Origin of the sequence: Corynebacterium uropygiale (genome assembly GCF_021568315.1) — a bacterium.
Lineage (GTDB): Bacteria > Actinomycetota > Actinomycetes > Mycobacteriales > Mycobacteriaceae > Corynebacterium > Corynebacterium uropygiale.
The window spans coordinates 57,323-74,599 of the sequence record NZ_JAKGSI010000006.1 but is presented as its reverse complement, the minus strand read 5'-3'; the positions used below and the strand labels follow the sequence as shown (position 1 = coordinate 74,599).

General features: G+C 67.9%; 15 protein-coding genes. 10 read left to right on the top strand and 5 right to left on the bottom strand.

Annotated elements, in window-relative coordinates:
• The first annotated feature begins 3 nt into the window (after nt 1-3).
• Genes trpD through L1O03_RS10770 form a run of 7 tightly spaced genes read left to right on the top strand, consistent with a single transcriptional unit; the run spans nt 4 to nt 6,431 of the window.
• Nucleotides 4-1,032 carry an anthranilate phosphoribosyltransferase gene (trpD, locus tag L1O03_RS10800; protein ID WP_236119953.1) on the top strand — a complete coding sequence of 343 codons (1,029 nt, stop codon included), beginning with the start codon at nt 4-6 and terminating at the stop codon, nt 1,030-1,032.
• Nucleotides 1,022-2,485: a bifunctional indole-3-glycerol-phosphate synthase TrpC/phosphoribosylanthranilate isomerase TrpF gene (gene trpCF / locus L1O03_RS10795; protein ID WP_236119951.1), complete on the top strand. Its 1,464-nt coding sequence runs from the start codon at nt 1,022-1,024 to the stop codon at nt 2,483-2,485. Before trpD ends, trpCF begins: the two co-directional genes overlap by 11 nt.
• Nucleotides 2,482-3,804, top strand: a complete 1,323-nt coding sequence (trpB, locus tag L1O03_RS10790; RefSeq protein ID WP_236119948.1) for a tryptophan synthase subunit beta — start codon at nt 2,482-2,484, stop codon at nt 3,802-3,804. The genes trpCF and trpB overlap by 4 nt, the downstream gene beginning before the upstream one ends.
• Nucleotides 3,804-4,646 (top strand): tryptophan synthase subunit alpha, encoded by an 843-nt coding sequence (trpA, locus tag L1O03_RS10785; protein ID WP_236119947.1) that lies wholly within the window; start codon nt 3,804-3,806, stop codon nt 4,644-4,646. Before trpB ends, trpA begins: the two co-directional genes overlap by 1 nt.
• 55 nt (nt 4,647-4,701) lie before the next feature.
• On the top strand, nt 4,702-5,082 hold the full coding sequence (locus L1O03_RS10780) for a Rieske (2Fe-2S) protein (protein ID WP_236119946.1): 381 nt from the start codon (nt 4,702-4,704) through the stop codon (nt 5,080-5,082).
• Between the two features lie 10 nt (nt 5,083-5,092).
• Nucleotides 5,093-6,061 carry a bile acid:sodium symporter family protein gene (locus L1O03_RS10775; protein WP_236119939.1) on the top strand — a complete coding sequence of 323 codons (969 nt, stop codon included), beginning with the start codon at nt 5,093-5,095 and terminating at the stop codon, nt 6,059-6,061.
• 58 nt (nt 6,062-6,119) lie between these two features.
• Nucleotides 6,120-6,431, top strand: a complete 312-nt coding sequence (locus L1O03_RS10770) for a hypothetical protein (RefSeq protein WP_236119938.1) — start codon at nt 6,120-6,122, stop codon at nt 6,429-6,431.
• Here L1O03_RS10770 and L1O03_RS10765 read toward each other — a convergent pair.
• The 5 genes from L1O03_RS10765 to L1O03_RS10745 form a co-directional block, all read right to left on the bottom strand.
• The gene (locus tag L1O03_RS10765; RefSeq protein ID WP_236119937.1) at nt 6,428-6,712 is read right to left on the bottom strand and encodes a mycoredoxin; all 285 of its coding nucleotides are present in this window, start codon (nt 6,710-6,712) and stop codon (nt 6,428-6,430) included. The two genes, L1O03_RS10770 and L1O03_RS10765, sit on opposite strands and share 4 nt — an antisense overlap.
• A gap of 62 nt (nt 6,713-6,774) precedes the next feature.
• Complete coding sequence (locus L1O03_RS10760; protein ID WP_236119936.1) at nt 6,775-7,122, bottom strand: branched-chain amino acid transporter permease; 348 nt, start codon at nt 7,120-7,122, stop codon at nt 6,775-6,777.
• Entirely contained in the window at nt 7,119-7,832 is a 714-nt protein-coding gene (locus tag L1O03_RS10755) for an AzlC family ABC transporter permease (protein ID WP_236119934.1), read from the bottom strand. The genes L1O03_RS10760 and L1O03_RS10755 overlap by 4 nt, the downstream gene beginning before the upstream one ends.
• A gap of 9 nt (nt 7,833-7,841) precedes the next feature.
• The gene (locus tag L1O03_RS10750) at nt 7,842-8,447 is read right to left on the bottom strand and encodes a YqgE/AlgH family protein (RefSeq protein ID WP_236119932.1); all 606 of its coding nucleotides are present in this window, start codon (nt 8,445-8,447) and stop codon (nt 7,842-7,844) included.
• Entirely contained in the window at nt 8,440-9,885 is a 1,446-nt protein-coding gene (locus L1O03_RS10745) for a CCA tRNA nucleotidyltransferase (RefSeq protein ID WP_236120024.1), read from the bottom strand. The genes L1O03_RS10750 and L1O03_RS10745 overlap by 8 nt, the downstream gene beginning before the upstream one ends.
• A gap of 131 nt (nt 9,886-10,016) precedes the next feature.
• Between L1O03_RS10745 and L1O03_RS10740 the strand changes: the two genes are divergently transcribed.
• From L1O03_RS10740 to L1O03_RS10730, 3 genes are read left to right on the top strand one after another with little or no spacing between them, the layout of a single operon-like run.
• Nucleotides 10,017-10,895: an NUDIX hydrolase gene (locus L1O03_RS10740; RefSeq protein WP_236119930.1), complete on the top strand. Its 879-nt coding sequence runs from the start codon at nt 10,017-10,019 to the stop codon at nt 10,893-10,895.
• Nucleotides 10,892-13,612 carry a hypothetical protein gene (locus tag L1O03_RS10735; RefSeq protein WP_236119928.1) on the top strand — a complete coding sequence of 907 codons (2,721 nt, stop codon included), beginning with the start codon at nt 10,892-10,894 and terminating at the stop codon, nt 13,610-13,612. Before L1O03_RS10740 ends, L1O03_RS10735 begins: the two co-directional genes overlap by 4 nt.
• Entirely contained in the window at nt 13,590-17,177 is a 3,588-nt protein-coding gene (locus L1O03_RS10730) for a murein biosynthesis integral membrane protein MurJ (RefSeq protein WP_268914287.1), read from the top strand. Before L1O03_RS10735 ends, L1O03_RS10730 begins: the two co-directional genes overlap by 23 nt.
• The last annotated feature ends 100 nt before the right edge of the window (nt 17,178-17,277 follow it).

The following is a 17,277-nucleotide window of genomic DNA, read 5'->3' as shown; positions in this document are numbered from 1 at the left end:
ATCATGACCAAGCCGAGCACTGTTGAGCGACTTGTCGCCTATCTGGACAACCCGAATCCCACGGTCGAGGAGGCCATCGAGGTCTTTACCCCGCTCACCGTGGGCGAATACGACGATATCCACATCGCCGCCCTTCTCTGCACCATCCGCACGCGCGGGGAAACCTTCGCGGATCTCGCGGGCGCGGCGAAGGCCTTCCTCGCCGCCGGGCGCCCGTTCCCGATCACGGGGAAGGGGCTCCTCGATACGGCGGGGACCGGCGGCGATCACGCCAATCTCATCAACATCACGACGGCGGCCTCGCTCGTCGCCGCGGCGGGGGGATGCAAGCTCGTCAAGGTGGGGAACCGGTCGGTGTCCTCCCAGTCGGGCTCCGCGGACGTCCTCGAGGCGATGAACATCCCGCTCGACCTCGACCCGGACCGCGCGGTCCGCCAGTTCGAGGCCTCCAACTTCACCTTCCTCTTCGCGCCCGCGTACAACCCCGCGGTGGCGCACGTCCAGCCGGTGCGTCGGGCACTGAAGGTTCCGACGATCTTCAACACTCTCGGCCCGGTGCTGTCCCCGGCGCGCCCGGAGTTCCAGATCATGGGCGTCGCGCAGCCGCGGACGGGGCGCATGATCGCGGAGGTCTTCCGCGAGCTGGGGCGGGGCCGGGCGCTCGTCGTTCATGGGGCGGGCACGGATGAGCTCGCGGTCTGGGGCGATTCCCAGATCTGGGAGCTGCTCCCGGACGGGGAGATTAAGGAGTACACGGTGTCCCCGGAGGACCTCGGGGTGGAGCGCCATGATCTCGCGGAGCTGCGCGGTGGAGATGCCGAGGAGAACGCGCAGCACCTCTACGCGGCCTTCAACGGCACGGGCCCCCAGGCGCACCGGGATGCCATCGCCGTGTCCGCCGGTGCGATGTTCTACCTCAACTCCCTGGTGGATACCTTCGCGGAAGGCACCGCCCGGGCCCAGGAGCTCATGGCCGATGGCACTGTCGAGCGCTGGCTGAAAACCCACGAAGAGGCGAACTATGCAGAATGACATCCCCACCGTGCTCGAGGGCATCGTGAGCGCCCGCCGCACGCACCTACCGGAGATCCGTGAGCGCATCGCTCACGTCGACCCGGCGCGGCTGCCGCGCTCCACGCGCTCCCTCTACACGAGCCTCGGCGGGGGAGTGGCCGGCGCTCAGCGCGCCGCGAACCGCTTCATCATGGAGTGCAAGTCCTCCTCGCCCTCGCTGGGGCTCATCCGCGAGGACTATCACCCCGCCGAGATCGCCTCGATTTACTCCCGCTATGCCTCGGGCATTTCCGTTCTTTGCGAGCCGGAGCGCTTCGGCGGGGACTATAACCACCTCGCCGCCGTGGCCTCGACGACGCACCTGCCGGTGCTCTGCAAGGACTTCATCATTGACCCCGTGCAGATTCACGCGGCCCGCTACTTCGGCGCGGACGCCATTCTCCTCATGCTCTCCGTGCTCGACGATGACGAGTACCGGGCGCTCTCCGCCGAGGCCGAGCGTCTCGGCCTCGACGTCCTCACGGAGGTCATCGACGAGGAGGAGGTTTCACGTGGAACATCCCTCGGGGCGCGGATCTTCGGGGTCAACCACCGCAACCTCCACGACCTCAGCATCGACCTCGGGCGCTCGGCCCGCCTGGCGCCGCTCATTCCGGAGGACGCGGTGCTGGTCTCGGAATCGGGCATCCGCGATCACGCGACCGTGCAGGCGCTCGGGGGACACTCGCACGCCTTCCTCGTCGGCTCGCAGCTGACGAGCCAGCCGGACATCGACCTCGCCGCGCGCGAGCTCGTCTACGGGCCGAACAAGGTCTGCGGCCTGCGCAGCGGCTCGGCGGCCCAGGCCGCGAAGGCCGCCGGCGCTGTCTACGGCGGACTCATCTTCGAAGCCGCCTCGCCCCGCAATGTTTCACGTGAAACAGCCGCGGAGATCATGCGCGCCGAGCCCGGACTTCGCTACGTCGCCGTCTCCCGGCGCACCGAGAACTGGTCGGAGCTCCTCCTCCCCGGGATCAGCGCCGTGCAGCTGCACGCCCCGCTGCAGGGAAGCCTGGAAGAGGAAGAGGCCTTCATCCGCCGCGTCCGCGCGGAGGTCGGCCCGGATATCGAGATCTGGCGCGCCATCTCCATGAGCTCCGAGCAAGGCCCCGCCACCGCCGAGGCCCTCGCACGCCACCCCGAGATCAGCCGCCTCGTCCTCGACTCCGGCGAGGGCGGAACCGGCCAGGCCTTCCCGTGGTCCCGCATCCCGGAGTCCGTCACGTCCACTGCCCTCCTCGCCGGGGGCATCGGCCCGGACAATATCCGGGAGGCGCTCGACGCCGGCCTGCTGGGCGTCGACCTCAACTCTGGCGTGGAATACCCCGCCGGGGCCGGGCGATGGGCTCGGCACAAGGATGCCGCTTTGTTAACGTCAATCTTCCGCACCATCCGCGATTTCTCCCGCGACACGCACGAGGACACACCATGAGCGAAGAGAACACCATCCACGATCAGCACGCCGCGCAGGCCGAAATCGATGAGCAGTCGGTCCTCCCGGCTGGCCCCCTCCTCGACGAGGGCCCGACCCTCCTGCCGGCCTACTTCGGCGAGTTCGGCGGGCAGTACGTGCCCGAGTCCCTCATCCCCGCGCTCGACCAGCTGGAGAAGGCTTTCGTCGACGCCACCCATGATCCCGAGTTCCGCGCGGAATTTGCCCGCTACCTGCGGGATTACCTCGGCCGCCCGACCCCCATCACGGAGTGCCAGAACCTCCCGCTCGACGGCGAGGGCCACGGATACGCCCGGATCTTCCTCAAGCGCGAGGACCTCGTCCACGGCGGGGCGCACAAGACGAATCAGGTGATCGGGCAGGCGCTCCTCGCGAAGCGCATGGGCAAGACGCGCATCATCGCGGAAACCGGCGCCGGGCAGCACGGCACGGCCACCGCCCTCGCGTGTGCCCTCCTCGGCCTCGAGTGCGTCATCTACATGGGCGCCGAGGACGTGGCCCGCCAGCAGCCCAACGTCTACCGCATGGAACTCATGGGAGCCAAGGTCGTCTCCGTGAAGTCCGGGGCCGGCACTCTCAAGGACGCCGTCAATGAGGCCCTCCGCGACTGGACAGCCACCTTCCACGAGTCCCACTACCTCCTCGGCACCGCCGCCGGCCCGCATCCTTTCCCGACGATCGTCCGCGAATTCCACCGGGTCATCTCCCGAGAGGCCCGACGCCAGATGCTCGAGCGCATTGGCGCCCTGCCGGATGTCGTCGTCGCCTGCGTGGGTGGCGGATCCAATGCGATCGGCATGTTCGCGGACTTCATCGACGATGAGTCCGTTGAGCTCGTCGGCGCGGAGCCCGGGGGAGAGAGCTTCGAGACGGGGAAGCACGGTGCCACGATCACCAACGGCTCCGTCGGCATCCTCCACGGCGCCCGCAGCTACCTCATGCGCACCGCCGACGGCCAGGTGGAGGAGTCGTACTCCATCTCCGCCGGGCTCGACTACCCCGGCGTCGGCCCGCAGCACGCGCAGCTGCACAAGAGCGGCCGGGCGACGTACGTCGCGATCCCCGACGCCGAGGCACTCCGTGCCTTCCAGCTGCTCTCCCTCAAGGAGGGCATCATCCCGGCGCTGGAATCCAGCCACGCGCTGGCCTATGCGCTCCAGCGCGCCCGCACGGCCGAGGAGGAGCGCACACCCCTCACCATCCTCGTCTCCCTGTCGGGTCGCGGGGATAAGGACATCGATCACGTGCGCCGCACCCTGGAGGCCCACCCCGAGCTGCGTCTCAAGGAGGAGAACTAATGTCCCGCTATGCCACTCTCTTCGCCCGACTCCGCGAGGCCAAGGAGGGGGCCTTCGTCCCCTTCTTCATGTTGGGCGACCCCTCACCGGCCGAGGCCCTCGACATCATCCGCGCCGCCGTCCGCGCTGGCGCCGACGCCCTCGAGCTCGGCGTCCCCTTCTCCGATCCCGTGGCCGACGGCCCCACCATCCAGCGCTCTCACCTGCGCGCCCTCGATCACGGCGCCCAGGTGGCGGACTCGCTCGAGCAGATCCGCACCCTGCGCGCGGAGTTCCCCGAGCTGCCCATCGGCATGCTCATTTATGGCAATGTGGCCTTCACCCGGGGGATCGACGCCTTCTACCGAGAGTTCGCGGAGGCCGGTGCTGATTCCATCCTTCTGCCGGACATCCCCGTCCGGGAAGCCCGCCCCTTCGCCGAGGCCGCCGAGCGCGCCGGCATCGAGCCGATCTTCATCGCACCGGCGCAGGCCAGCGAGGAGACGCTGAGCGGCGTGGCCGCCCTCTCCCGCGGATACATTTATGCGATCTCCCGGGATGGCGTCACGGGCACGGAGCGCGAGTCCTCCACCACCGGGCTCGCCGACGTCGTGGCCAACGTCCAGCGCTTCCACGGCGCGCCGATCCTCTTGGGCTTCGGCATCTCCGAGCCGCAGCACGTACGCGATGCCCTCGAGGCCGGCGCGGCCGGGGCGATCACCGGCTCTGCGATCACCCGGATCATCGAGAAGCACGTCGAGGGCCAGCACCCCGAGCCCTCCCACGTCACCGACATGGCGGCACTCCAGGCGGAAATCACCGACTACGTCTCCGCGATGAAGGCCGCCACGCTGGCCGGCTAGGTGCCGGCCCGGGGCCGGCTCGGCGCCAGCCACCGCGGGCGCCTAGCCTGGGGGCATGACTCATCACGCCCCCTTTCAGTGTTCGCGCCGGCTCTTCCTCGCCGGCGTGGGAACGACGTTCGCCGGTGCGCTCCTCGCCGCCTGCGGTGACTCCACGGCCGAGGTTGCGGCCACCGATGTGCCGGTGGGCAGCGCGGTGATCGTCGGGAAGTTCATCGTGGCTCAGCCCACCGCGGGCGAGTATCGCGCATATTCCACCGTCTGCCCGCACCAGGGCAGCACGATCAACGCCGTCGACGGGGACACGGTGGTGTGCCCGGCGCACGGATCGGTGTTCAGCATCGCAGATGGCTCGGTGCTCACGGGCCCCTCGGGCCAGCCGCTCACGGCCGCGCACCTGGAGGAGAATGCGGGGACGCTGAGCGTCGGCCAGTAGACTGCGCGGTATGGTGTCACGTCTCCGATCTCTGGACCCGCTCATTGTTCTCATCGTGGCGGCTGTGGTGATCGCCATCATTGCGCCTGCTCGGGGCACGTTTGCGGACGTGTTCGGGGTGGCGACGACGCTCGCCATCGCGCTCCTCTTCTTCCTCTATGGGGCGCGCCTGTCCACGCAGGAGGCACTGGCGGGTCTGAAGAATTGGAAGCTCCATCTCACGATCCTGCTCTTCACCTTCGCGTTCTTCCCCTTGCTGGGCATCCTCCTGCGCCCACTCGAGCACGTGGTGGGCCACGACCTCTCGATGGGGATCCTCTTCCTCACGCTTGTGCCCTCGACGGTCCAGTCCTCCGTGGCGTTCACGTCGATCGCGCGGGGGAACGTCGCCGGCGCGATTGTCTCGGCCTCGGCGTCGAATCTCGCGGGTGTCTTTCTCACCCCGCTGCTGGTCATGCTGCTCATGTCGACGGGAAGCGGCGTGCAGATTGACGGTTCCGTCTTCCTGGACATTGCGCTGCAGCTGCTTTTGCCCTTCGTGCTGGGGCAGCTGCTGCGCCGCTGGGTGAAGGATGTCGCGGCCAATAAGGCGACGAAGACCGTGGACCGCGGCTCGATCGCCATGGTTGTCTACTCGGCCTTTTCCTCGGGCATTGTGGCGGGCATCTGGTCGGATATTTCCGTCTGGCAGGTGTGCTTCCTGGTGCTCCTGTCCGTCCTTATCGTCGCGTTCATGCTCTACCTCACGAAGGCCGTCCCGGAGCGCCTCGGCTTCCCCCGCGCGGATGTCATCGCCATTGAGTTCTGTGGCACCAAGAAATCCCTGGCCACGGGCCTGCCGATGGCCTCGGTTATCTTTGGGGGCTCGACGCTCGGGCTGCTCATCCTGCCCCTCATGATCTTCCACCAGGTGCAGCTCATGATGTGTTCGTGGTTGGCGGCCCGCTATAGCCGCGCGGCGGACGCGGCGGGGGAGTAGGGGTTCGTCGTGCCATCGGGGGTGGGGGAGCCGCGGGGGAGTCACTAGACTGTGCCCCGTGGCTGAACCTCTTTATATTCGCATTGATCTCAGCATCCCCGGCGCGGGGAGCGTCACGCATATCGCCGAGCTGGAGCCGCTCGACGCCCACACTTGCCGCATGAAGCGGATCATCGAGACGGATGCCGAGGGCGTCATCCGGGGGGCCGGTCATGAGAAGGGCTCGCGGGGGCTCGGCCAGGCCCCGCAGGCGGTCGTGCCGCACCCGGACACGTATGCGGATTTCCCCGATATTGAGGCCTCGCCCCTCAGCGCCGCGGACTTCGAGGCGCTGTGGCTGGAGGCCCGTGCCCGCCTGGGCGAGTTCTAGTTCCCCTCGCTCACGCCGGTGAGCTCGCGGTACTTCGCGGCGACATCCTTGGGGTCCGGGTTGGTGGCGGTGGTGCCGTCGGAGTAGAGGACAGTGGGAACGATGCGGTTGCCGTCGTTCACGGACTCCACGAACGCGGAGAGGTCCTCGTGCTTTTCCACATCCCAGCCGTCGAAGGGAATGTTCATCTCCTTGAGCGACTGGATGAGCTTGGCGCAGTAGGGGCACCAGGTGGTGGCGTAAATCGTCACGGGTTCGGTCGTCTGAGGCGTGCTAGTCATGTTGCCCTCAACGCCGCGCGCAGCGGGTTTATTCCCGACGCCCATCCCCGCGCGCACGGGTCTTAGAACACCCAGTTCACCAGCAGCATGTAACTCGCTGTGCCGCCGACGATGCTCAGCCCAGAATCCCGTCGCCACCAGTGAAGGAGCAGGGTGATGGCCACCGCGATGCCGGAGGCGAGGAGGCCGCCGGGGGCGTCGAGCTGCCCGTGGAGGGTGTACATCACGAGGATGACCATGACGCCCACGGGCATCATGGCGCCGAAGAACTCGACGAGGGGGCTGCCCTTGAGCAGGGAGAGGAAGGAGAAGGGGGCCTGGCGGATGAGGACGGTGACGATGCCCACGGGGATGAGCACGAGCCAGACGTCGCTGAGGCTGACGCTCTCGGGGAGACCATAGTGGCTCATGGGCGCCCCCTTCGGATCTCGAGCGCGGCGTCAAGGCGGGGGTTCGCCGAGCGCGCCACGATGTGCAGGGCATACACCCCCAGCGCCGCGATGAGCATCTGCTGCGGCACGAGGATCGCCCCAAGGATCCCCAGCCCCGCCGCGATGAGGGGGAGGGAGAGGTCCTTATTCTTCTCCAACGCCTCCCATGCGAGCACGACGAACAGCGCGGTGAGCGCGAAGTCCATGCCCTGGAGGCTGTCGGGGAGGGCGACGCCGGCGAGCGCCCCCACGATCCCGGAGCCGAGCCACAGGAGCTGACACAGGATCTGCACGGTGAGGACCCAGGCCCCGCTCGTGCCGGCGTGCGCGCGGACGCTGGCGATGGCATAGGACTCATCGGTGAGGGCGTACGTGGAGTACACCCGCCCCACGCGGGAGCCGATGCGCTCGCGCGGGAAGCTCAGCCCGTAGAAGATGTGCCGGAAGTTCACGAGGAATCCCGTGATCGCCGCGGAGATTGGCCCCACCCCGCTGCCGACGAGGTTCACCGCCAGGAACTCCATGCTGCCTGCATAGATCACCGTGGAGAAGATGGGCGTCCACCACCAGGCGAAGCCCGCCTGCGTCATGACCAGCCCAAAAGCGAGCCCCAGGGGGATGAGCCCGAGGCCTACCGACCACGTCTCCCGGATCGCCCGGCGAATATCGTCATATGTTTCACGTGACACACGCTCTCCTCAGCTCTCGACGATACTGGCCGGGAACGTCGCAAAGAGCGGGAGAGGTTGGGATTGCCGACGCATGACATCCCCCCAGAGATCCACGGAGCCTGCCGCCGTCACGTCGGAGGGCAGGGCGGGCGTGACAAACCAATCGCCGCGCTCAATCTCCGCGTTGAGCTGCCCCGGCGCCCACGAGCAATAGCCCGCGAAGAGGCGCATCCCCTGGAGGAGCTCGGCCATGCTCGCCGGGGTGGAGTTGAGGTCAACGTGAACGAGGCGGTTGGCCAGCCGGTTGAGCTCCGGGTGCTCGGCAATGTCCACCTCCGGGCGCGTCACCGCGAGGCCCACCACCGCCTGGGGGTCCACCGGCCCGCCGACGTACACCGCCTGCGGCTTCGCGATGAGGTCCACCCACTCGGGCATGACGGAGTGGACGGCGGTATCGCTGCGCTCGGTGAGGGCCACGCCAAAGGTGCCCTGGAAGTCGTGTTCAACGATGAGGATCACGCTGCGCGCGAAGTCCGGCGAGGGCATCCCCGGAGCGGCCACCAGCAGCATTCCCGCCGCCGGGCTCATCCGCTCCAGGCCGTTAAAGAGCCGATCACCAAAAACCTCAAACACGCGCGTCTCCTTCTTTCTCCTCCCACCAGCGCCGGAGCTCGGCGATGGCGTCCTCCCGGTCGAGCGGCCCCCGCTCAAGGCGAAGCTCCTTGAGGTAGGCCCACGCCTGGCCGACGGCCGGCCCAGGCGGCAACCCGAGGATCTCCATAATCTCATTGCCGTCAAGATCGGGGCGCACCCGCGCGAGATCCTCCTTGGCGGCAATCTCCGCGATGCGCTCTTCCAAGCGATCATAGGTGCGCTGCAGCCGCTGGGCCTTGCGCTTGTTCCGGGTCGTACAGTCCGCCCGGACGAGCTTGTGCAGCCGGGGGAGGAGCTCCCCGGCGTCGGCAACATAGCGCCGCACCGCCGAGTCGGTCCACTGGCCGTCGCCGAAGCCGTGGAAGCGCATGTGCAGGTAGATGAGCTGGCTGACGTCCGCGATCATCTGCTTGGAGTACTTGAGCTTCCGCATGCGCCGACGCACGAGCTTGGCGCCCACCACCTCGTGGTGGTGGAAGGTGACCTGCCCGTTCTCGCCGAAGGCGCGGGTATCCGGCTTCCCGCAATCGTGGAGGAGCGCCGCCCAGCGGAGCACGAGGTCCGGTTCCTCCTCCTGATCCATGGCCTGGCGCAGCACCTGGAGGGAGTGGGCATAGACGTCCTTGTGCTGGCGGTGCTCGTCCTGCGCGAGCTTCATCGCGGAGATCTCCGGGTAGATGCGCTGCGCCAAGCCAGTCGCGACGAGCACGTTGATGCCCGTCCACGGGGCGGCCCCGAGCATGAGCTTGTCGAGCTCAGCGCGGATACGCTCCGCGGAGATGCGGTCGATCTCGGCGGCCATGTCCTTCATCGCTGCCATGACGCGCGGGGCGAGGCGGAAGCCCAGCTGGCTCACGAAGCGCGCGGCGCGGAGCATCCGCAGGGGGTCGTCGTGGAAAGAAATCTCCGGGCTGTCCGGGGTGTCGAGGACTCGCTCCTCGGCATCCGCTAAGCCCTGGAGCGGGTCGTGGAAGATGAACATGACCTCGTCGTTTTCCCAGAGAAGCTCGACGGCCATGGCATTGACGCGGAAGTCGCGACGAATGAGGTCGCCCTCCAGGGTGTCGCCGAAGCGCACCTCTGGGTTGCGGGACTGCCCGTCATAGCTGTCGGAGCGAAATGTCGTGATCTCGATCTGCTGCCCGCGGTACTCCGCGGACACGGTACCGAACTCGATGCCCGTGTCCCACACCGCGGGGCTGTGCTTCTCCAGGATGCGCTGGATCGTCTCCGGTCGCGCAGAGGTGGTGAAGTCGAGGTCATTCCCGAGGCGGCCCAGCAGCGCATCGCGCACCGATCCGCCCACCAGATAGAGGCGCTCGCCTGCCTCGGCGAAGTCCGCCACGAGGGGACCGATCACTGGTACGAGTTCCTCGACAGCTCTCTGACCCCGTGCGAGCAGGGCAATGCTCTCCATGGTGTTCGTCTCAGTGTTCTCGGTGTTCTCGTCCTCGGATGTCACGCGGCTGAGTTTACCTTGGCGCTTTCGGCTCGACCTTGGCCGCGTCGATCGTGGTTCACCCGACCCAAGCGGTTACCATATAAGGAATGACCGAGAACCCCCGCGCGAACGCCAGCGATGCGTCGGGCGCTGATGCGCGCCCGGCGCGTCGTCGTCGACGGCGCTCGCGGCGGCGGCGCTCCAGCCACGCTGCGAAGAACACCGCGCACAACACCGCGAAGAACACGAGCACCGGCGGCGATTCTCAGGGCGGCCGCGGCGGCCAGAACAAGCCCCATGCGAGCGGCAAGAACAGCAAAAACACCAAGAACGGCAACAGCGGCAAGACCGGGAAGAACTCGAGGAACGGATCCAAGCGCTCCTCCTCGCGTCAGCGCTCCCGCGGCGGCCGCCCGCGGAACACAGGCACAGCCGCGCAACGGCGCACGTCCCCGGCGCGCCGGGCCCCGGTGAGCAGCTCCATGCCGACGCGCCACGAGACCTCCGCGGGAGGCCTCGTGATTTCGGGGCTCGCTGAGGCCGTCTCCGAGCGCGGGAACGTGGACATGTCGAGGCTCTACGTCGCGCTGATCGGACGCTTGGACCGTCGTCGGCGTCTCTTGTGGTCCATGCCTAAGGGCCACGTCGAGGCAGACGAATCCACGTGGACCACCGCGGAGCGCGAGGTCTGGGAGGAGACCGGCATCAGCGGGGAAGTGATCGCTGAGCTGGGCGTCATTGATTATTGGTTCGTGTCCGAGGGGGTGCGAATCCACAAGACGGTGCACCACCACCTCCTGCGCTTCGTCGACGGCGTCCTCAACGACGAGGACCCGGAGGTCACGGAGGTCGCGTGGATCCCGGTGAGCCAGCTCATCGAGCACCTCGCGTACGCGGATGAGCGGAAGCTCGCCCGCACGGCGCTCAACCGCCTGCCCGAGCTCGCCCGCGCAGAGAAGGCCGCGGGAAGGGTGACGCCTCGATGAGCTCGATGAGCATCCGCGTCCGGAGGAGTTGCGCCCTCGTGGGGGCGAGTGTGCTGGGGACGTGCGCTGCCCTCGTGCCGCTGGGGCCGCTCGCCGGCAGCCTCTCGCCCTTTGCTCTTCCCGCCGCCGCGGCCCAGGGGATCCCCGTTCCCACAAACCCCGAGGACCCGGCGGTGCGCGCGCAGTGGGACAACCCGGCGCTCCGCTCCGATGACCGCCAATCGGCCGTTCACATGGACATTCTCGAGCTGCCCAGCAGCCTCGACGCCCCCGGCGCGCCGATGAGGTTTCACGTGAAACTTCGCAACGACGGCGACCAGCCGGTCGATCACCTCACCCTCCTCGCGCGCCGAGCCGAGGAGCAGGATGCCCTCGCCCACACGCGCCAAATCCTCTCTCTCAACGGGGCCGCCTATGCCGAGGGCAGCACGCGCCTGTCCCTCGACGCCGAGCTCGCACCCGGCGGCACCCACGAGGCCTGGGTGGATATCCCCACCGATCCCGAAGATCCCCAGGCCCTCCCCATCGGCGAGCCCGGCATCTATCCCATCTTCCTCGGCGTCGAGGGCTCCACCCCCGGCAGCGGCGCCACCCAGCTCACGAGCCAGCGCTTCCTCCTCACCGTCCACGGGGAGACCTCCTCCGCATACGAACCCACCGATCCAGACGACCCCGAGAACACCGCCGAGCACCACGCCCCCGACCTCAGCCTCATCCTCCCCCTGAGTAGCCCCGTCGACATCGTCCCCGGCGAAACCGGCGAAGCCCCCGGCCGCGCCCCGCTGCTCCTCTCCTCCGAGCGCCTCGCCGAGGAGCTCTCCCAGGGCGGCCGCCTCCACGATCTCCTCCAGACCTACCGGCAGCACCTCCTCGCCGACTCCGGTGGCGACGACGCCCACCCCGCGGCCTCCTCGCTCCGCACCTCCGCCTGCCTGGCGCTTGATCCGGCCCTCATCGACGCCGTCAGCCGCATGAGCGAAGGCTATGAGGTGGGGGAGAACCGCCCCCAGGTCCAGGCCTCGGGCCAGCGCCTTCGCGATAGTTGGGGCTCCACCTCCTCGGATACCTCCGCCACACCCGGCCGCGGCGCCGAATCCGCCCGCGCCTGGTTGGAGGACCTCAAGGAACTCGCCGCCGAGACGTGCGTCGTGAGCCTCCCGTGGTCCACGACGGACCTCGACGCCGTCGCCGCCACGAACAATTCGTGGCTCGCCCGGGAGGCACTCGAGCGAGGCCCCCAGGTCCTGGAGCGCACGCTCGGCGTCACGCCGGTGGAGAATGTCGTCATCCCCGAGTCGGGCTATGTTTCCCCGCCCACGGTGCGGGCGCTGGGCTGGGCGTCGAGCACCACCGGCATCGAGGAGGACTTCGAGCAGACGTCCCAGTCCACCCCCGCGGGCACGTCTCCGGACGCGGAGACCACCCTCAACGAGGATCAGACTCCGCCCAACTCCACCGCCCAGCCGCCCGTGCCCCCGGCGGAGAATCCCGTCTCGGTCCTCGTCGCCAACAACACCGTGTGGAGCCCCGAGAGCCAGGAGCGATTTACGCAGCTCGCGCCGGGGATTCGCGCCGTGTCCTACCAGGCCTCCCTCGCCGCGACGCTCGCATCCACGGGACCGCACCCGCGCACCCTCGGCTATGCCAACCCGGATGCGCGCTTTGACGCCTCCCTCGATTCCGCCGCTGCCCGTGACGCGACCGCCGCGAGCGCCCTTCAGCTCTCCGCCCAGGAGCTCGCGGCCCAACCGGGACCCACGCAGCCGCTCCTCGTCATGCCGCCCTCGGAGCTGGGCGCCAACACGGCGGAGCAGCTCCTCACCTCGGCGAGCTCCCTCTTCGAGCGCGAGAACGCCCGGCCGATGGGCCTTCGCCTCTACCTCCACCCCAACGAGGAGCAGGCCCACGCCCTCGCCGCAGCCCCGGCCTCCGCGGAGGGCTTCCCCGGCATCGCGGAGACGGGCTCTCCCTACGAGGACCCGGCTATCATGAGTGACACCGAGGTCCTCCAGGCCCGACGCGAAGCCGCCTTCACCGATGACCTCACCCGGCTTCTCACCAATGACCCCACCATCGCCCTGACGCGCTACACCTTCAGCAACCCCCTGCGCCAGGAGCTTCTTCGCAGCCTGGGCGCCTCGGGACGCCAATCGCTCAGCACGTACCAGGCCTCCGTCGATCTCACCACGGATCACCTCCGCCAGAATCGGGAGCGGCTCCTCGCCTTAGGGCGTGCCGTCAGCCTTATCCCGCCGGGTGGGGTCTACACTCGCACCTCGGACTCCTCGCCGCTCATGGTGGTGGCCGAGAATCGCCTGCCTCTCCCCGTGGACGCCGTGGTCCAGTACACCGCAGCGGAAGACATCACAATCCACACGCCGGAGAAGGTCCGCATTCCGGCATCGGGGTCCATTACCGTGCAGTTAACCCCGGAGATCCCCCGGGAGCACGATCAGACGCACGTGCAGCTGTGGCTATCCACCCTGGATGGCGCGGCCATCTCCACGCCGGTGGACCTCACGGTCCAAGACCGCGCGGGCATGTTCAGCACGTCTGGGCTCACTCTCATCGCCGTGATTGGCCTCTCGCTGATTCTGGTGTTTAGGGTGGGTCGTCACCGCCAGCGGGCGCGGGAGCATCATCCTTCCTCGCGGGCGGCGCAGCCTCGTCCTCGTCCTCCTCGAAGCAGACAGAATGGTTCCCGTGAATCCCACTGATCCGGCTCATCGCAGTTCTTCGGCCCCGCGGGCTGGTCTGAGGTCGCGTATCGTTCCGCCCTCGCCGCCGGCGCCGGTTCCCGAACCGCGTCCCGCCTCCCGCTCGGCCTCCCCGGAGTTCCCCCCGCAGGAGGACAAGTCTCGTCTCGACCGGGCGCCCGGCGCCACCCGTACCGCCGAGGCCATCCCGGTGAAGGAGCTCAAGGCCCAGCCCGCCGCCACCGCGACGGACACCGCCGTCGACGATAAACCCAGCGACACCGACGTCGTCCGCTCGACGGGATCCATGGCGATTCCCACCCTCCTCTCCCGTATCACGGGCTTTTTGCGGAATGTTCTTATCGGCACGAGCTTAGGCTCCGCCGTCGCCTCCGCTTTTAACACGGCAAATACTCTCCCTAATCTCATTACCGAGATTGTTCTGGGCGCCGTTCTGACCTCCCTCGTTGTGCCCGTTCTGGTCCGCGCAGAAAAAGAAGACGAGGACCGCGGCGCAGAATTTATTCGCCGCCTCTTTACGCTCTCCATGACCATCCTTGTGGTCGTCACATTGTGCGTCGTGATAGCGGCCCCCATTCTCGTGCGCATGTATTTGCGTGCCGACGGCGAAGTCAACGTTATCCAATCCACGTCCTTCGCCATCTGGCTGCTGCCGCAGGTACTCTTCTACGGAATGTTCTCGCTCTTCATGGCGGTTCTTAACACGAAGGGCTATTTCCGGCCGGGGGCCTGGGCCCCGGTGGCTAACAATATCGTGAGCATTGCGGTGCTCCTCGTGTACCAATTCCTCCCCGGGGAGTTGGACCCCTCCGCCCCGAGCGGCCTCTTTGACCCGCACGTCCTGCTCTTGGGTTTGGGCACGACGCTCGGCGTCGTCGTGCAGTTCCTCATCATGCTCCCGCCGCTGCGGCGCGCTCGGGTGAATCTGCGCCCCCTGTGGGGTATTGACGCCAGGCTCAAACAATTCGCCGGTATGGGACTGGCCATTATTGTTTATGTTGGCATTTCCCAATTCGGCTACGCCATTAGCACCCGAGTCGCCTCCGGTTCGGACGCCTCTGCGCCCTTCATTTATTCCCAGCATTGGCTGCTCCTCCAGGTGCCCTATGGCATTATTGGCGTCACCCTTCTCACCGCGATTATGCCGCGGCTTTCTCGTTATGCCGCGGAGGGCGATGATCAGGCGGTGGTCCGGGATCTCACGCTGGCGACAAAGCTCACGTTTATCGCGCTCATCCCGGTCGTCATTTTCTTCACGTTCTTCGGTCTGGATATCGCGCAGACGCTCTTTGCCTTCCGGGATTTCACCACCCATGATGCGGACCTCCTCGGCTGGACCCTCAGCTTCTCCGCGTTCACGCTCATCCCGTATTCGCTCGTGCTCCTGCACCTCCGCGTCTTCTACGCCCGCGAGGAGGCCTGGACGCCGACGTTCATCATCGCCGGCATCACGGTCGCCAAAGTGGTGCTCAGCTATCTGGCGCCGCTCGTGGCCTCCTCCCAGGAACGGGTCGTCGTCCTCCTCGGCGCGGCCAATGGTTTTGGCTTCGTGGCTGGCGCGCTCATCGGCGTGTTCTTGCTCCGTCGCAAGCTCGGGCACCTGCAGTCCCGCACGATCCTCCACACGACGGCGTGGGCGGTCGGCGCCTCGCTGGCTGGCATCCTCGCCTCGTGGATTTTCAACGTCATCGTCTCCCACCTGCTGGGCGGCGTCCTCGACGCGATGGGCAAGGTGGGCGCCTTCCTCCACCTCGGCATCATGGGGATCCTCTTCCTCGTCGTGACGGGCGTCGCGCTGTCCTTCTCCGGCCTCCCCGAGGTCCAGAATGTGGGCCTCGCGATGGGCCGGATCCCGGGCCTGCGCCGCTTCGTCCGCCCGAACACCGACGAGCAGATCGCCATCGCCGAGCCCACCCAGCAGGAGCTCTCCGCCCAGATGCAGGGCATCGATGCCTTCAACGCCTCCCCGGTGCCCCCGCCCATGTCGGCGGGCGTGGTCCGCGGCCCGCGCCTCGTCCCGGGTGCGCCGGTGGCCGACGGCCGCTTCCGCCTCCTCGCCGATCACGGCTCCGTCCCCGGGGCGCGCTTCTGGCAGGCGAAGGAGCTGGCAACGGGCCGGACTGTGGCCCTGGTCTTCGTCGACACCTCCGGATCCGCCCCGCTTGCTCCCGCCTCCCCGGCGGCGGCCGCGGGCGCGGCGAGCGAGGTCGTGCGCCGCACCAGGAAGCTCGCCGCCCTCGAGCACCCGGGGATCGCCCCGAACATCGAGGTCCGGGCCTATCGCTCCGGTTGCCTTGTCGTCGCGGACTGGGTGCCGGGGCGCCCGCTGCGCGACGTCGCGGACAGCGGGGGAGCGGACCCCCACGCGGCAGCCTTCGCGACCGCCGAGGTCGCCGACGCCGCCGCGGCCGCCCACCAGGTCAAGACCCCGCTCGGCCTCGATAACCGCTCGCGCATCCGTATCAGCACGGAGGGCGTGGCCGTCCTCGCTTTCCCGGCGGTCCTCGGTGGGGCCACCTATGAGGACGACTTCTCCGCCATCGCCTCGACGCTCAGCGCCCTCGTCTCCGACGAGTCCGAGGCCACGGACGTCCTCGCGGTCCGCGACGAGGCGCGTGCCGCGACCGCCCAGCTCAAGGGTGAGGTCGACTCCTCCGAGGGCGAGCAGGTGTCCATGGCGCAGCTCGCCGAGCACCTCCGCCAGGTGGGCCTCACGGGCCAGGACGCCGAGGACGAGCCGGACGTCGAGGCCACCCCGGGCATCGTGCTTGAGGGCGAGGAGAAGATCCCGCAGCCCACAGCGCAGCCCGGATTCGGCTCCAAGTCCTACCGCGGGCACACGCTCACGCTCATGGGCATGCTCGTGCTCTTGCTCGTCATCATCGTGGCGGCGATGTCCGCATGGTTCGCCAGCCTCCTCGTCGGCAACCGCGACGAGTCTCCCATCAGCGTGGATAGCTTCCACTCCACCCAGCAGGAAGGGGCGGTGAGCACGCAATACCCGACCTCCGCCCGGCTGTGGTGGCCGCGCACACACGACGGCGAGCAGGGCAGCGCCACCCCCACGGCCCCCGACGCCCCCGACGCAGGCAGTGCCCCGGCCGACGCCCCGGAGGGCGCCCCCATCCCCGCAATTATCGACGGCAATTCCGCTACCGAGTGGGAATCCCCCGACATGCGCGGCGAGGGCGAGGAGCAGGGCTTTGGCATCCTCCTCACGCTCCCGCACACGGTGAATCTCAGCAGCATTTACCTCGACGCGGTGGGGGAGCAGACGCGGGTGACCGTCTACTCCGTGCCGCGCGACGTGGCGCTCGATCAGCTCCACGATCGTTCGGCCGCACGACCCCTCAAGCGCGCGACGCTCAAAGATGCTCCGCTCAGCATTTCGGTGCCGCAGAAGACGTCGAGCCAGGCGATCCTGCTGTGGTTCAGCCCGACAACCGGCACGGCGGCCGCCCAGGGGGAGCAGGTGCCCCCGAATCACATCCATGTCAAAGATGTAACCATTACGGGCGCCACGGTCCCCGATTTGGCAGCCACCTCGACAGATAATCCGCTTTAAAGCTATAAGCAAAGCTCATGGTCCCGGACCCCCGATATGCCCAACACATTGGGCATACACCCCCGGAAAGTGCGTTTAATGTTCGCGCTTAAATAAATAC